The sequence below is a fragment of the uncultured Empedobacter sp. genome, assembly GCF_937930195.1.
GTDB classification, from domain to species: domain Bacteria; phylum Bacteroidota; class Bacteroidia; order Flavobacteriales; family Weeksellaceae; genus Empedobacter; species Empedobacter stercoris.
Window position 1 is genome coordinate 1 of sequence record NZ_CALGVK010000104.1, and the last position, 17,401, is coordinate 17,401.

Below are 17,401 nucleotides of genomic sequence, written 5' to 3' on the forward strand. Positions count from 1 at the left end.
ATTTTTATAATTATTAATTTTTAATCTGTCCAAACTTTTGGGTGCAGTCTACAATGGTTGGCTTTGTTTTTATTGTTTAAATCGTTCAAATTGATGCTAATATTTATCTATTGTGAATAGAGATTGAAATCTCGAACCGACTACAGATTTTGTTACAAATACGTCAAAATATTCCCTCTAGTTTTCAACCAACCTGTAATACTATATCTTGGTCGATGGACGGTTTTTACTTCGTGCGGAATACTTTTACTATCAAAAACAGCCAAACGACCAGCTAGAGGTAAAATATCTAATTCTTTTTCTACCGTATTTTCATCTGACAAATGCAAAGTCAATTGTCCTCCAAATTCATCTTTCCATTCTTCATCATTCAAATACAACACAATAGAAAGTGTGCGTCTATCATCATTCTTGAAAGCATCAACATGTTTTTGATAAAATGTCCCTTCGGGATAAACAGCATAATGAAATTCACTTTCCTCAATGCCCATATAGCATGTTAAGTTGAGATAGTCAATGAAATCATTTATTTTCTGAAAGAAAATTTCTTCTGTGTGCGATTTATTTTCTTCATCAATCCATTTAATTTTATCACCTCTAATTGATTTTACAATCTGTTCGTTAACCGAACTTCCAATGGCTGCTTGATGAAAATTTTGTTTATCTTCTTTACGAATTATGGCTTCGCGAAGTTGTTTAGTTTCTTCTTCTGAGAAAAAAAAGTCTGAAATAGAGTATTTTTGATTTGATAAGTCATCAATAATCTTTTCATAAATTGGGTTTAATGTAATACTACTCATTCATTATTATGAAAACAGCAGTAAATGTAGATTTAATTAAAAAAACAATAATCATAAATATTATTTTTTTTCAAAAAAAAGACAGAACTATTCTCTTGCCTAATAGTTATATGATCTAAAAATCACTTAAACCACTCATCTTTATCAAGTTGGTAAATAAAATTTAATTTTGGTTCTTCTCCAAAATAAGTTATTTCTTCTGTTTTTACTTTTCTACAACCTAATCGTTCTACTGCAACCTGAGAACGTTTGTTCTCTGCACCAACATGCAAATAAACTTTGTCCACAAATTGAAAAATATAATCGAACATCATTTTTTTTACTGACGGATTATAGCCTTTTCCCCAACAATTAGTGGAATAAAACGTATAACCAATTAATATAGAAACATCTTTTTCATCATAATCATAGAAACGAGTACTTCCAACAACAAGATTTGATTGCTTATCTATTACTTTGAAAGCGCCCTTGCTTTGAATTGCACCTTCAAAAAAAATCATAAAAACATCTCGTTTCCAACGATTTTTATTGGGATGTTGTTCCCAAATTTTTGGATCTGAAGCCGCAGCATAAACCTCTTCAAAATCACTAGATTTTAAAGGTTCTAATCGAATTAAATCATTTTCTAAATGTGGTTGAATATTGATCATTTGCTGTTTTTAATACATGACTAATTTATCTAAATCTAACAATAAATAATTAATATTTTGATTAATTGTTCGTGTTGCAGATTGCATTTGATTAAGCATTCGTGATCGATTATACAATTCTTGTGCGGTGTAAGTCCCACCAATCCCGAAATTCACAGATTGATTGGCTTCTTGCATATTGTTTTCAAAATTAAATTCTAACCAGCGACCTTTTATATTTCCTATGATTGATTTTCCATCTGTGTGATTAGAAAACTTTTTCTCGGTGTACATGTACCAAACAAATGGTGGGAAATTTTCTGATTCTAACTTTTGTGTCCAAATATCACGCAATAAATTTCGTTGATGTATAAATTCTATTTTTTTCCCTTTCGGATTAAGTGTTGCAAACCCCAAACCAGCACCCAAAACACCTCCACCAATATCTACTGCGCTTCCCCAGCTATCACTTTTTATAATTCCACTTGCAACAGAGGCCGCTGCACCAGCAACAATAGAATAGATTACTAATTTATTATTTCGATTATCATTCATATTTTGCAAATAACTCGCCATTTGTTCAACCCGTTCGCCTTCGCAATCAAATTCTGCTGCAACAGCGTCTAATTCTGTTAATGCAATTGTAATTTTATTATTAATCGAGTTTTTAAGTTCTAAAATTTTCACTCTCGATTCGAGCGAATTATCTTTTTTCAATTCATTGATAGTTTTTACTTCGTCTAACGAATTAAGTGCATTTAGAATTAAAATACTTTGCTCTGAAAAATCATTTCTCAAATCAGCATTAGCTAAAAGAATAGAATCGGCGTTGTAGGAAGGCAATTCTTTTTCGTAATTATACTTGTGGGGTGCCTTACAATAACTATTTTTTAGCGTAAGAATATGTTCGTTAATATGCTGATTTTTCTGTGAAACACATGAACTTATAGCTATTAAACAAATAAGTGTTGGTATCAATAATTTCATAAATCATAGGTTAGTTGTTTTATAAAAAATAATGCTTCGTTTTATTTGTCCAAATACTCGTTAATTAATAGTACTTTTTGATCAAAATAAATTAACTTACAGCATATATAAAAATAAACAATATGTTTCTAAATTTTGACGATAAAGAGAATTTAATTTCAAAATTAAAAACTTTAAAAATTGATCAACAACCTGAATGGGGAATTATGACTCCTCAACACATGGTTGAACATTTAATTGTAACAACTAAACTATCAAATGGAGGTTTAAGTGTGCCTTGTAGAATTCCTGTTGAACAAATTCCACAATATAAAGCGTTCTTATTAGAGTCTGATCAAGAAATGCAAAAAGGAATTAAAGCAAATGGAATGGAAGGTTTATTGGATTTACGTTATCCTTCTTTAGAAGCTTCTATCGAAAAATTAGAAGAAGAAATAGATAAATTTAACACCTATTTCGAAAATAATCCAGATGCTAAAATTACAAATCCTGTTTTAGCCGAAATTGGATACGAAGATTGGAAAACGTTTCATAAAAAACATTACACGCATCATTTCAAACAATTTGGATTGTTGTAAGAAATGATAAAAGCCGCTATTAAGCGGCTTTTATAACATCTATTCAATTCTTAAACAGTGTGATATTTAAAACTTTGTTCGTTTTTAATTGTTTTAACCGATTCGTAAATCAATTCGATTACATTTTTCACATCAGCTTGATGAACCATTTCAACAGTTGTATGCATATAACGCAAGGGCAACGAAATTAGTGCAGAAGGAACACCACCATTGCTATATGCAAATGCATCTGTATCCGTTCCTGTTACGCGAGAACTTGCAGCTCTTTGAAAAGGAATATTATTTTTTTCAGCTGCATCAATAATCAATTCACGCACATTATTTTGAACTGCTGGAGCATAATATACAACTGGTCCATCGCCACATTTTTGCTCTCCTTCTTTCGATTTTGTAATCATAGGAGTCGTCGTATCATGCGTTACATCTGTTATTATTGCTACATTTGGTTTGATTGTTTGTGTAATCATTTCTGCTCCACGCAATCCTACTTCTTCTTGTACAGCATTTACAACATATAAACCAAAATCTAATTGATCTTTATTTTCGGCTAATTTACGTGCAACCTCTGCAATCATAAACCCTCCCATTCTATTATCAATGGCGCGGCAAACGAAATAACGGTCATTTAAGGTAAAAAACTCATCTGGATATGTAATGACACAACCAACGTGAATTCCAAGTTCTAGCACTTCTTCTTTGGATGTACAACCTGTATCGATCCAAATTTTATCTGGCGTTGGCGCTTCATCTTTACCTGCTTGACGTAAGTGAATTGCTGGCCAACCAAAAACTCCTTTTACAATTCCTTTTTTGGTATGAATATTCACCACCTTTGATGGTGCAATCATATGATCTGAACCTCCATTACGAATAACATAAATCAATCCATCATCAGAAATGTAATTTACAAACCAAGAAATCTCATCAGCATGTGCTTCAATCACTACTTTATATTTCGCGTCGGGGTTAATCACACCATATGCAGAACCGTAATTGTCTGTTTTTACTTCGTCTACATAAGGTTTAATATAATCCATCCAAACTTTTTGCCCTTCACTTTCAAAACCTGTTGGTGAAGCAATATTTAAATATTTAGACAAAAAATCTAACGATTGTTGATCAAACAAATTATTTGTACTCATTTTAGTTTATTTATCTAACAAATGTACTAATTTTAGGAACAATTTTTGAACTAATTCACACATGAAATTTTACATCTATCACATAACATTAATGCTCACTTTTTTGGGATTTTCACATCTAAATGCCCAAATTTTCGGCTTAGATTTAGGTGGTAAAAGCCCATCTCAAGAAATCAAAAATGACTCGATAAATATTGATGAATTAACTTTTAGTCCTTTCGATACTATACATTTAAATGAATCAAGTTTTTATTCTGTTCATTTAAAATCAGATTTAGAAAAAAAATATTATATATGGCTAAGAAAGCGCGTGCGTGATGTTTGGCCCTATGTAAGAACAGCTGTTAGAGAATATAATTATGTTTCTGATACCATTCAAACAATGGATAAAAGACGAGATAAAAAACGTTTTATTAAAACGAGACAAAAAGATTTAGCAGATCAGTTTGAGAATCAATTAAAAAATATGTCAAGTTCTCGAGGTCAAATTTTAACGAAATTAATTTACAAAGAAACGGACAAAACAACTTACGATATTATTAAAGAATTACGTGGAGGATTAAATGCTTTTCTGTACCAAGCTGCAAGTGGAGCATTTAACATCGATTTAAAACAAACCTTTGATCCTAAACGTACTCGTGAAGATTTATATATCGCTGTCATTCTTCAACGAGATTTTGCCGATGGTATTTTAAAACCCGTCGACGAAGATTAGTTTATCTTTAACAATTACCTGTTACAATAATATTCTGTTTTTTTTATTATATTTGATTTAATAAGGGAAAAACGTGAAAAATAGTATAAAAAAAATCGGTGTATTAACCTCTGGAGGTGATGCGCCCGGAATGAATGCTGCCTTACGTGCCGTAGTTAGAGCATGCAAATATTACAACATTACATCTGTTGGCATTCGTCAAGGATTTGAAGGCTTGATTAACAATGATATGATAGAACTTGGACCTCGTTCAGTTAAAAATATTATTAATCAAGGTGGTACAATTCTTAAAACTGCTCGTTCAGCTGAATTCAAAACTATGGAAGGTCGTCAAAAAGCCTATGAGCATCTCAAAAAAAACAACATAGATGCACTTGTCATAATTGGTGGTGATGGATCTTTTACTGGAGCAAATATCTTTCACAAAGAGTTTGAGGTTCCGTTTATTGGAATTCCTGGTACTATTGACAACGATATCTTTGGAACAGACTTTACAATTGGTTATGACACAGCGTTGAATACTGTAATTGATGCGATTGATAAATTAAGAGATACTGCAACGTCGCATGATCGTGTATTTTTTGTAGAAGTGATGGGACGTGATGCAGGTTTTATTGCATTAAATAGTGGAATTGCTTCGGGAGCACAAGATATTTTGATTCCTGAACAACGTGATAGTGTAGAAGAATTATGCTCATCGTTAGAACGTTCAGAAAAATCTGGAAAAAAATCAAGTATCGTTGTGGTAGCAGAAGGCGAAAAATTAGGTGGAGTTTATGAATTAGCGAAACAAGTTCAATCGAAACATCCCGAATATGATATTCGCGTTACAGTATTAGGACATATTCAACGTGGAGGATCACCATCATGTCATGATCGTGTGTTGGCAAGTCGTTTGGGAATTGCTGCTGTTGAAGGTCTTTTACAAGATCAATCTAACTTAATGGCGGGTATTCGTTCCAATAAAGTGGTCTTCACTCCTATTGCTGAAGCTATTAAAAAACACAACGAAATCGATATGGAATTGATAAAAGTTGCAAATATATTAGCCATCTAATCTATAAATAAAAATATAAAGGGAAATTATATATACTATGTCAAAAATTAAAATTGGAATCAACGGATTCGGAAGAATAGGTAGCCTTGTTTTTGGGGTTGCGATTGAAAGAGAAGATATTGAAATCGTAGGAATTAACGATTTAGTAGACGTTGATTATTTAGCTTATATGCTAAAGTACGACTCTGTTCACGGAAAATTTGACGGAGAAATTAAAGTCGAAAACGGAAATTTAATTGTCAATGGACAAACCATAAGAGTTACAGCTGAAAAAGATCCAGCTAACTTAAAATGGGACGAAGTTGGTGCTGATATTGTCGTAGAAGCCACAGGTTTGTTTTTAACTAAAGAAACAGCAGGTAAACACATCGAAGCTGGAGCCAAAAAAGTCGTTTTAACTGGACCTTCTAAAGATGATACACCAATGTTTGTAATGGGAGTTAACCATAAAGATGTTACTGCAGCTGATACCATTGTTTCGAATGCATCTTGTACTACAAATTGCTTAGCACCATTAGCTAAAGTTGTACATGAAAAATTTGGAATCGTTGAAGCTTTAATGACAACTGTCCACGCAACTACAGCAACACAAAAAACTGTCGATGGTCCATCTAATAAAGATTGGAGAGGTGGTAGAAGTGCAATGGTTAATATTATTCCTTCTTCAACTGGAGCAGCAAAAGCCGTAGGAAAAGTAATTCCAGAATTAAACGGGAAATTAACAGGAATGTCTTTTCGAGTACCTACAGTTAATGTTTCCGTAGTTGATTTAACAGTTAAATTAGCAAAAGAAACTAATTATGACGAAATCAAAAAAGTAATGCAAGAAGCAGCTGAAGGAGAACTGAAAGGTATTTTAGGATACACTGACGAACCTTTGGTTTCTCAAGATTTCGTAGGAGATACAAGAACTTGTGTTTTCGATGCGGGAGCAGGAATTATGTTAAATCCAACTTTTGTTAAATTAGTTGCTTGGTATGATAACGAAATTGGTTACTCAAACAAAGTTGTTGATTTGATTCAACATATGGCAAAAATTTAAAAGCTTAAATACTTTATTTTTAAAGTCTTCTCTTTTTTGAGAAGACTTTTTATTTTTTCACATTCTATTCGTATTTTATGGTTTAATATTTGATTTTGGATATACTAAACATTAATATGAAAAAAGAAATTGAATTTTCTGGTCCTAAAAAATCAACCATAGATAAACTATTGGCTTATTCTAAATCTATAAAAAATGTTAACACACAGAAAAAAGTTCATAAGGTTTTTATTTCCTTAAATTAATTTTATACATCAGAATTTTAAAGCATTACAATATTCTTATTAATACTACTTAATTATTAAGAATTAATACAAAAATTAACAATTATTTATTTTTTTAAGAATTTATTAATTTATTTTAAGAATAATTATGTTAAAAAACTTGTAAGATTTTTTTGTTTAACTATATTTGGATAAACAAAAAAATTACAGCCTATAGATTTAACTCTACTTTAAAATTAACATTTACTATTATGAACTATGAAGACGACTCTTTATTAATCCAAGATTATTTGAGAGGTAACGAAAATGCTTTAGAAACATTGATAGAGAAATACAAAGGAAGAATCTATAGTTTTATATACTCCAAAGTCTTAGATAAGGATATAACTGAAGATATATTTCAGGACACTTTTATCAAGGTTATCCTTACATTAAAAGGAGGACGATACAACGAAGAAGGTAAGTTTTTGCCTTGGGTTATGCGTATTGCTCACAATTTAACTATTGACTATTTTCGATCAAACAAAAGAATGCCGACTGTTAGTGAAACTGTAGGATACAATGAAGATTATAATATTTTTGATTTCATTGGAATTTGTGATGAATGCTCTGAAACTAAACTTATTAAATCTCAAATTGAAAATGACTTAAGAAATTTAGTTACTCAATTACCAGAAGACCAGAGAGAAGTTTTAGAATTAAGGATTTTTAAAGAACTTAGTTTTAAAGAAATTGCAGAGGAAACAGATGTAAGTATCAATACGGCATTAGGAAGAATGCGATATGCGATTATTAACTTAAGAAAAGTGATTGATAATAATAACATTATTTTAACAGTTGATTAAAAAATAAACTTATCTATTTAGCGTTTTTAGAATAAATAAGTTTAAAAATGATAGAATTATACTCTGAAAATATTGAGCCCTCTCAATTAACAATTGATAAAATATTAGCTTTTTCAAAATCGATAAAGAGTATAAATTCGACTATTTTAAATAAAAATTTCATCATTAACATAAATTAAATTGTTTTTAAATTTTCAATAAAAAAGGTCTAAAATGTAAACATTTTAGACCTTTTTTTATACTGATATTCTCTAATTACTTGTGTGTAAAAGTAGATGTGATATTTAATTCGTCCATTTGAGTTTGATCAATTGGAGATGGTGCATCAATCATCACATCACGACCTGAATTATTTTTCGGGAACGCAATATAATCACGAATTGTTTCTGATCCATCTAAGATTGATACAAAACGGTCAAATCCAAATGCTAAACCTCCATGAGGTGGCGCTCCATATTTGAAAGCATTCATTAAGAATCCAAATTGAGCTTCTGCTTGTTCAGGTGTAAATCCTAATAATTCGAACATTCTTGCTTGTACTTCTTTATCAAAAATACGGATAGAACCTCCACCAATTTCATTACCATTTAGCACTAAATCATAGGCATTTGCACGCACTTCTCCTGGATTAGTAGCAATCAAATCCATATCTTCTGGTTTAGGAGAAGTAAATGGGTGATGCATGGCGTGGTAACGTTCAGATTCCTCATCCCATTCTAATAAAGGGAAATCGACAACCCATAAAGGTGCAAAAACATCTGGATTACGTAATCCTAAACGTTCAGCAATTTCCATACGTAAAGCAGATAATTGCGCACGAACTTTGTTTGCATTTCCAGACATCACTAACATTAAATCGCCTGGTTTTGCATTCATTCGTTCAGCCCAAGCGGATAAATCTTCTTGCGAATAAAATTTATCAACAGAAGACTTGAATGTTCCATCTTCATTGTAACGTACCCAAACTAAACCAGTTGCGCCAACTTGTGGACGTTTTACCCACTCGATTAACTTATCAATCTCTTTACGTGTATAAGAATTACATCCTTCGGCAGCGATACCCACGATTAATTCTTGCTCATCAAAGATTTTGAAATCATGACCTTTTGCTAAATCAGTAATTTCTCCGAATTCCATTCCGAAACGGATATCAGGTTTATCATTTCCATAACGACGCATTGCATCAGCAAATGTCATACGCGGAAATTCTCCAAATTCTAAACCTTTGAAGGTATGTAATAAATGTTTGGCTAAACCTTCAAAAACATTCATAATATCTTCTTGCTCAACGAATGACATTTCACAGTCAATTTGAGTAAATTCTGGTTGACGGTCTGCACGTAAATCTTCGTCACGGAAACATTTAACAATTTGGAAATATTTATCTAAACCTCCTACCATTAACAATTGTTTGAACGTTTGAGGAGATTGTGGCAATGCGTAAAATTCACCTGGATTCATACGAGATGGTACAACAAAATCACGTGCACCTTCTGGTGTAGATTTAATCAAAACTGGTGTTTCAACTTCAACAAAATCTTGCGCATCTAAATATTTACGAACTTCCTGAGCAACTTTAGAACGGAAGATTAATTTATTTTTAACTGGATTACGACGAATATCCAAATAACGATATTTCATACGAATATCTTCTCCACCATCCGTATTATCTTCAATCGTGAATGGAGGTAATGCAGATTCATTTAAAATCGTGATATTTTCTGCTAAAATTTCGATATTTCCTGTTGGAATATTTGGATTTTTTGAAGCTCTTTCGATCACTGTTCCTGTTACTTGAATTACGAACTCGCGTCCTAACTGACGAGCAGTTTCAAATAATTCTTTTGAAGAACGTTCTTCGTCTAAGATGATTTGAGTGATTCCGTAACGGTCACGTAAATCGATCCACATCATAAAACCTTTATCACGTAAAGTTGATACCCAACCGCTTAACGTAACTTTTTCATTAATGTTGGCTTGTGTTAATTCACCACAAGTATGAGTTCTAAACATTTGTCGTCAAATTTATTGAACAAAGGTAAAGTTTTGAGTCGAAATAAAGAAGTTATCTAACTTTTTTGAGCAAATAAATTCAATAAAAAAAACGATTCAAGATTGAATCGCTTTTATCAAATTATGATTTCTGGTTTTTCAACTTACTATGTTTATAACCGTAAGTAAAATAAATTGTTAAACCTATTGCAATCCACACCAAGAAAATCATCCAGTTTTTTAACCCTAACTGCGCCATCATATAAAAACAACACAACATACCTGCTAATGGAATGATAGAAGTTCTTTTGAAAAACGTTCGGATGACCATAAAAACATAAATGAATAAGAAAATCACCATTGGAATTTTGTGTTTAAAAACATCCCAACCTTTCTCCATTTTCTTTTCTTCGTAAACAGGTAATTTTTCAATTGTAGATTTGTATTCTTCTGCTGATAAACTCGCTAAATAATCATCCAAATATTCTACCTCATCTCCAGTCAAACTATTAATTGTTGAATAAGAATCTTTTAATTCCTTTGGTGTTAACGAACCAACAAATTGCTCAATAGGCATAACTTGTGGTTCATTTGTAAAGAAACTAACTGTGTCTTCCTTGAATGTCGTTGCGCATAAAAATACAATCACGGCCGTAACAATTGGCATAACAAATTTAGCATCTATAAAAGGTGTTTTGAAATTACCTCTTATTGCATTTGGATCTGCATCCATCTTTAAAACAGCAGCACAAACTAAAACAAAAGCAAATAAAGTTCCGATCGAACAGGCGTCTACAACCAACTCTAAATCTGTAAACAAAATTGGAACACCAACTACAAATCCTGTGAAAATTGTTGCAAAAGATGGTGTTTTAAATTTTGGGTGAATGGTAGAAAATTTCTTTGGTAATAAACCATCTCTGGACATTGTCATCCAAATACGTGGTTGTCCAATTTGAAATACGATAAACACACTCGCCATTGCTACCACAGCTGAAAAAGCAATAATTCCGGCGAGCCATTTTAGGTCTTTAATTTTATCAAAAACATAAGCTAATGGATCACCAACATTTAATTCAGAATAATGCACCATTCCTGTAATCACCAAGGCGATCAACACATATAAAATGGTACAAATAATAATTGAAGCAAAAATACCACGAGGTAAATCTCGTTTCGGATCTTTACACTCTTCCGCAGTCGTACTAATCGCATCAAACCCAATATAGGCATAGAAAACAGATGAAACACCAGCTAAAACACCTCCTATTCCATTTGGTGCGAATGGATCCCAATTATCTGGATTCACATAAAAAGCTCCAACAACAATCACTAATAAGACAACAGCTAATTTTAAAACAACCATTGCATTACTTGCTTTTCGAGATTCGTTAATTCCACGATAGACCAAGGCAGTAATCAAAAAAGTGATGACTAATGCAGGAATATCCACTACCATGTTAAATCCTAAATAAGGAGCATCTTTAAATGCTAAATATTTTGGAATTTCTTGTGCATAAGCTGAATTTGCTATCCCTTCTAAAGTTTTACCTTTTGCCAATTCATTCGAAACAAATTCAAAACCTTCTTTTGCTGTAAAGTAGTCCATTGTCATCCATTCAGGTAAATGTATTCCCAATCCGGAGAGCAAGGTGGTAAAATAATCACTCCACGAGATGGCGAGTACAATATTTCCAATTGCATATTCCATAATCAATGCCCAACCAATTACCCAAGCAAACAACTCACCAAACGCAACATAGCTATATGTGTAAGCACTTCCGGAAACTGGAACTAATGAAGCAAATTCGGCATAGGCAAAAGCAGTAAAACCACATGCAATAGCCGTAAATATAAATAAGAAGATAACTGCTGGACCGCCTTCGTAGCTTGCTCGACCAATGGTACTAAAAATACCAGCTCCAACAATTGCGGCGATACCAAAACCTGTTAAATCTCGAACACCTAAGGTTCTTTTCATTGTAGCAGTATTCTTCGCTGATTCTGCTAAAATAGATTCTACAGATTTTTTTCTGAATAATTGTGACATAATTTATTTAAAAACGGGCAAATATAAAAAAGACAAACCCAAAAACGGATAGAATCCGTATAAATATTGGTTTTTTATTCAGATTTTCTTTTTTATTCTGCTTGGTTAGATTAATTTTAAATTTAATTCAAAAAATTTACATGAAACAATTTTTATTTGCAATTGCTATAGCGGCGACGTTAGTAAGTTGTGATTCTACAAAACCAATTTCACAAGAGAAATACCAAAAAAGTCTGGTAAAATATACAGATAAAGTTTCTGAAGCCGAACTAAAAAAACAGTTATACATCATTGCTGCTCCTGATATGGAAGGTAGAAATGCAGGAACTGAAGGAGAAATAAAAGCGGGGAATTATATTTCGAATTATTACAAAGAATTAGGAATTAATGGACCAAATAATAATTATTTCCAAATTATTCCTGCTGGAACTTTTAATCGTGTAAAAGGTCAAATGCGTAATGTAATGGGATTCATCGAAGGAGCTGAAAAGCCAGAAGAAATCGTTGTTATTTCTGCACATTATGATCACGACGGAATTAAAGATGGAAAATTATATCCTGGTGCTGATGATGATGGTTCTGGAACTGTTGCTGTGATGGAAATTGGTCGTATTTTCCGCGAAGCTGAGAAGAAAGGAATTCGTCCAAAACGTTCGGTTCTTTTGTTGCATGTTTCAGGTGAAGAAAAAGGATTGTTAGGTTCTAAATATTATTCAGATCACCCAATTTATCCTTTAGAAAACACGATTGCAAATGTTAATATTGATATGATTGGTCGTGTAGATTATGAGCATAATGAGAAAACAAGAGATTTTGTGTATGTAATTGGTTCTGAAATGCTATCGTCAGATTTGCACAAAGCTGTTTTAGCAGCAAACGAAGGTTTAGGAATTAATTTGGATATGCGCTACAATACACCAGACGATCCAAATCGTTTCTATTACCGTTCTGACCATTATAATTTTGCAAAACATAACATACCGTCTGTATTCTTTTTTAATGGCGTTCACGATGATTACCACAAACCAGGCGATACACCAGATAAAATTGAATATGATTTGTTGACGCGTCGCACAAAATTAGCGTTCAATACAATTTGGATTTTAGCAAATGCTGAAAATAGACCAGTTGTAGACAAAGAATCGCCAATGCCTTCGACAAGATAATTAAAAACTATTATATAATAATAAAAAAGGAAGCTTCTCGTTGTGTAATGAGAAGCTTCTTGTTGTGTAACAGCAAGGCAAAACTTATTTGCGCCCTACTTACCAATAGTTATAAACTTGCCTTTGTTATACTTTTATTTTAGTGTTTTTACTAATCAAATCAAGCTTCTGACCATTATAAAAAATAGTATAAAATGAATGATTGATGCAACGTTAACTTTATAAAATAAATTTAAAACTTCTTTCATAAAACTATATTGTCTCAATTCCGTAACTTTGGAGAACAATAAAAAAACGAACAATGAATAACGATATTCTTAATTTGGAACCAAAAGCAATCTGGAAAAACTTCTCAGCATTGAACTCAGTTCCAAGACCTTCTAAAAAAGAAGAAAAAGTACGTCAGTTCATCATCAAATTTGGTGAAGATTTAGGTTTACCTGTCGAAACGGACGAAGTAGGAAATGTTTTAATCAAAAAAGCAGCTTATCCAGGAATGGAAGACCGTAAAACAGTTGTGATGCAATCGCACTTGGATATGGTTTGTCAAAAAAATAACGATGTAGAATTTGATTTCGACACACAAGGAATCGAAATGTACATTGAAGACGAGAAGTTTGTAACGGCAAACGGTACAACTTTAGGTGCAGATAATGGAATTGGAGTTGCGACAATTATGTCTATTTTAGAATCGAAAGATATTCCTCATCCAGCTATTGAAGCATTCTTTACAATTGACGAAGAAACGGGCATGACAGGTGCTTTAGGATTGAAAGCTGGTTTTTTATCTGGTAAAATTTTGTTGAATTTAGATACAGAAGAAGATGATGAATTAGACATTGGTTGTGCTGGTGGAGTTGATGTAACCGCTACAAAATCATATACTGCTGAAACAGCAAACGGAACCGCTTTTACTTTAACTTTAAAAGGTTTGAACGGAGGGCACTCTGGAATGCAAATTCACGAAGGTTTAGGAAATTCAAACAAATTAATTGCTCGTTTGTTAAATGCTGGAACCGAGTTTGGTTTACAAATTGCGCATATGGAAGGTGGAAGTTTACGTAACGCTATTCCTCGCGAATCATGGGCGACAATTGTAATTCCTACAGACAAAGTAGATGCTTTCAAGGCTGCATACGAAACTTTAAGAGCCGAAATCATCGAAGAATACGAAACAAAAGAGCCTAAAATGGTGATTACCTTAGAGTCTACTGATACTACTTCTGCAATGTCAGCGCAAGAATCTAAAGTTTTTATCCAAACTGTGATGGCTGCTTTCAATGGTGTTTACAGAATGAGTCCAGACGTTGAAGGTTTAGTCGAAACATCTAATAATGTTGCACGCGTAGAAATTATCGAGGGTAATATTCGTATTTTATGTTTAACTCGTTCTTCTGTAGAATCAGGTAAAGAAGCATTGGCTCAAACCTTAAAAGCTGGATTCGAATTAGGAGGTTTTGATGTCAATTTTTCTGGCTCATATCCTGGTTGGAAAGCCAATACTCATTCAGAAATTTTAGAAGTTTTAAAAGAAATTTATATCAAACAAAATGGTGAAGAACCAAAAGTTGTGGCATGTCATGCTGGATTAGAATGTGGGATTATTGGTACAAATTATCCTGGTTTGGATATGATTTCATTTGGTCCAAATATTTCGGGAGCACATTCACCTGATGAAAGAGTTGAAATCGTATCAGTTCAAAAATTCTGGAAGTATTTATTGGAGATTTTAAAAGAAATTCCAAATGATGGTCCAGTTGATTACAGCTGTGCAAATTCAAAAAACATTTAGTTTAAGATATTAAAATAGATCAAAAGCCACTTTACAGTGGCTTTTTTATTACCTATATAATTAATTAATCTATTATTTATTCAAAAAACCACAATAAAAGATGATTAAATTAACAAAGATTAGGACAACTACAGATAATCAATTATTTTAGCATTTCGTAAAATTGAAGACTAACAAATAATGAAAAAATTTTTATTATCCACTCTCTTAGTGGTTATGCTTTTTCCTTTTAAAGTGAAAGCTGACGAAGGAATGTGGTTTTTGATGTTCATCGAACGTCTGAATCACCGTGATATGCAAAAACAAGGGTTACAATTAACTTCAGAAGAAATCTATAGTATCAACAACAACTCTTTAAAAGATGCTATTGTTCAATTTGGTGGTGGATGTACTGCTGAAATGGTATCTGGTCAAGGTTTAGTTTTGACAAACCACCATTGTGGTTATGGTGCAATTGCTGAATTATCTGCTCCTGAACACGATTATTTAAAAGATGGTTTTTGGGCTAAGGATAAAGCTGCTGAGTTAAAACCAAAAAACTTAAAAGTACGTTTTTTCGTTCGTATGGATGATGTTTCTAAACGTATTTTAGGTGTTGTGAACGATAAAATGTCTGAGTTAGATCGTGAAAAAGCAATTAACCAAGAGATTGCTAAAATTGAAAAAGAAAACAGCGAAAATGGGAAATATGTTGTTTCTGTTCGTTCATTCTTCCAAGGAAACGAATATTACTACTTCGTTTACCAAGATTATGAAGATGTACGTTTAGTAGGAACACCTCCAAGCTCTATTGGTAAATTTGGTGGAGACACAGACAACTGGGAATGGCCTCGTCACACAGGAGATTTTGCAATGTTCCGTGTATATGGTGACAAAGATGGAAATCCTGCGGCTTACTCTACTTCAAACAAGCCATTACAACCAAAACATCATTTACCTGTATCTTTAAAAGGTTACCAACCAGATGATTTTGCTATGATTTTGGGTTATCCAGGTCGTACAAACCGTTGGATGCCAGCTCAAGGTGTAGCTCAAAATGTTGAGTTCGCTTATCCTGCATGGGTAGAAGCTTCAAAAGTAACAATGGATCAAATGAAAAAATATATGGATCAAAATCAAAAAGTTAATATTGATTATGCATCTAAATATGCTGGAGTTGCGAACTATTGGAAAAACCGTGATGGTATGATTGAAGCATTAAAACTTCATGGAACAGTTGCGAAAAAAACAAAAGAAGAAGAAAAATTCAATAAATGGGCTCAAAAAGGAGCTAACAAAGCTGAATATGGTAATGTTGTTTCTAATTTGAATGATTATTATGCGAAAACAAATTTAGATGCTCGTCATAACAATTACATCAATATTTTATTACGCTATTCTACTTTAGCAAGTGCACCATACTCTATCGGTAAAGCGTTAGAAAATTATGCGGCTGCAAATGATGCAAAACGCAATGAAATGCGCCCTCGTATTCAGAATGCGATCAATGCATACTATGAAAAAATGTACTTGCCTTTAGAAAAAGATTTATTGGCTGCTCAATTAAATCTTTATACTTCTAAAGCAAATGAAGCGGGATTAGCACCTTATGTTGCTGATTTAGCAAAACAAAATAACAACAATTTTACTGCTTTTGTAAACGATGCTGTTGAAAGAAGTTTCTTCGCTGATCAAAAACAAGTTGAGAATTTCTTAATCTCTCCAGATGTAGAAGTATTGAAAAAAGATCCATTATATGTTTTATCAAACGCTTTAGTAGAAAGAGCTTCTAAGCAAACAGATGAGCAAGCGAAATTAAATGATGTTTATTCTAAAAACTTCCGTTTATTGGTAAAAGGTTTACGTGAGTCTAAAATCGGAAATATCTTATATCCTGATGCAAACTCTACGTTACGTTTAACGTACGGATCTATCCAAAATTTACCAAAAAGTACAAATCCAAAACGTCAACCAGACGTTGCATCTAACTACTTTACAACTTTAGAAGGTACAGTTGCAAAACACATCCCTGGTGACGAAGAATTCGAAAATCCACAACGTTTATTAGATTTGGCTAAAGCTAAAGATTATGGACAATATGCGGATAAAGACGGATACTTACACGTAAACTTCTTATCAAACAATGATATTACAGGAGGTAACTCAGGTTCTCCAGTAATGAATGGGAAAGGTGAATTAATCGGTATTGCATTTGATGGAAACATCGAAGCAATGGCTGGTGATGTTATTTTCGATCCTAAATTACAACGTACGATATCTGTAGATATTCGTTATGTTTTATGGGTTGTTGATAAATTTGCTGGAGCAAAACATATTGTTGATGAAATGACAATTGTAAAATAAATTACAACAATCATATCGCTTAAGGCTTCCGTTTTGGAA

General features: G+C 32.6%; 14 protein-coding genes. 8 read left to right on the forward strand and 6 right to left on the reverse strand.

Translation table 11 applies throughout. The features are described 5' to 3' along the window. Nucleotides 1-152 precede the first annotated feature (152 nt). From Q0616_RS06585 to Q0616_RS06595, 3 genes are all read right to left on the reverse strand, one after another. Nucleotides 153-800, reverse strand: coding sequence for a 2OG-Fe(II) oxygenase (locus Q0616_RS06585; RefSeq protein ID WP_284583871.1), 648 nt, complete (start codon nt 798-800; stop codon nt 153-155). A 122-nt stretch (nt 801-922) separates the two neighbouring features. Beyond that, nucleotides 923-1,450, reverse strand: a complete 528-nt coding sequence (locus Q0616_RS06590) for a GNAT family N-acetyltransferase (protein ID WP_286483951.1) — start codon at nt 1,448-1,450, stop codon at nt 923-925. A gap of 9 nt (nt 1,451-1,459) precedes the next feature. Next, nucleotides 1,460-2,416: a hypothetical protein gene (locus tag Q0616_RS06595; protein ID WP_284583873.1), complete on the reverse strand. Its 957-nt coding sequence runs from the start codon at nt 2,414-2,416 to the stop codon at nt 1,460-1,462. A gap of 122 nt (nt 2,417-2,538) precedes the next feature. On the opposite strand from Q0616_RS06595, the gene Q0616_RS06600 reads away from it, so the two are divergent. Continuing rightward, a complete protein-coding gene (locus tag Q0616_RS06600; protein ID WP_298775948.1) occupies nt 2,539-2,994 on the forward strand; it encodes a hypothetical protein in 456 nt (151 codons plus the stop codon). Between the two features lie 50 nt (nt 2,995-3,044). Here Q0616_RS06600 and Q0616_RS06605 read toward each other — a convergent pair whose 3' ends face one another. After that, nucleotides 3,045-4,136: a M42 family metallopeptidase gene (locus Q0616_RS06605; RefSeq protein ID WP_188319872.1), complete on the reverse strand. Its 1,092-nt coding sequence runs from the start codon at nt 4,134-4,136 to the stop codon at nt 3,045-3,047. 61 nt (nt 4,137-4,197) lie between these two features. Here Q0616_RS06605 and Q0616_RS06610 point away from each other — a divergent pair, with 61 nt between their 5' ends. From Q0616_RS06610 to Q0616_RS06625, 4 genes are all read left to right on the forward strand, one after another. Next, on the forward strand, nt 4,198-4,851 hold the full coding sequence (locus Q0616_RS06610; RefSeq protein WP_171622299.1) for a DUF4294 domain-containing protein: 654 nt from the start codon (nt 4,198-4,200) through the stop codon (nt 4,849-4,851). A gap of 73 nt (nt 4,852-4,924) precedes the next feature. Continuing rightward, entirely contained in the window at nt 4,925-5,908 is a 984-nt protein-coding gene (pfkA, locus tag Q0616_RS06615; RefSeq protein ID WP_260543543.1) for a 6-phosphofructokinase, read from the forward strand. A gap of 37 nt (nt 5,909-5,945) precedes the next feature. After that, nucleotides 5,946-6,950, forward strand: coding sequence for a type I glyceraldehyde-3-phosphate dehydrogenase (gap, locus tag Q0616_RS06620; protein ID WP_225539418.1), 1,005 nt, complete (start codon nt 5,946-5,948; stop codon nt 6,948-6,950). Nucleotides 6,951-7,425: 475 nt separating this feature from the next. Next, a complete protein-coding gene (locus Q0616_RS06625; RefSeq protein WP_260543546.1) occupies nt 7,426-8,019 on the forward strand; it encodes a sigma-70 family RNA polymerase sigma factor in 594 nt (197 codons plus the stop codon). 255 nt (nt 8,020-8,274) lie between these two features. On the opposite strand, the gene aspS is transcribed toward Q0616_RS06625, so the two are convergent. Together aspS and Q0616_RS06635 are read right to left on the reverse strand one after the other, a co-directional pair. Further along, the gene (gene aspS / locus Q0616_RS06630) at nt 8,275-10,032 is read right to left on the reverse strand and encodes an aspartate--tRNA ligase (RefSeq protein ID WP_171622296.1); all 1,758 of its coding nucleotides are present in this window, start codon (nt 10,030-10,032) and stop codon (nt 8,275-8,277) included. Between the two features lie 121 nt (nt 10,033-10,153). Continuing rightward, nucleotides 10,154-12,061, reverse strand: a complete 1,908-nt coding sequence (locus Q0616_RS06635) for an amino acid permease (protein ID WP_171622295.1) — start codon at nt 12,059-12,061, stop codon at nt 10,154-10,156. A 140-nt stretch (nt 12,062-12,201) separates the two neighbouring features. On the opposite strand from Q0616_RS06635, the gene Q0616_RS06640 reads away from it, so the two are divergent. From Q0616_RS06640 to Q0616_RS06650, 3 genes are all read left to right on the forward strand, one after another. Then, on the forward strand, nt 12,202-13,227 hold the full coding sequence (locus tag Q0616_RS06640; protein WP_171622294.1) for a M28 family peptidase: 1,026 nt from the start codon (nt 12,202-12,204) through the stop codon (nt 13,225-13,227). Nucleotides 13,228-13,528: 301 nt separating this feature from the next. Beyond that, nucleotides 13,529-15,019, forward strand: a complete 1,491-nt coding sequence (locus Q0616_RS06645; RefSeq protein ID WP_188319870.1) for an aminoacyl-histidine dipeptidase — start codon at nt 13,529-13,531, stop codon at nt 15,017-15,019. 180 nt (nt 15,020-15,199) lie between these two features. Further along, on the forward strand, nt 15,200-17,362 hold the full coding sequence (locus Q0616_RS06650) for a S46 family peptidase (protein ID WP_298775960.1): 2,163 nt from the start codon (nt 15,200-15,202) through the stop codon (nt 17,360-17,362). Nucleotides 17,363-17,401 lie beyond the last annotated feature (39 nt).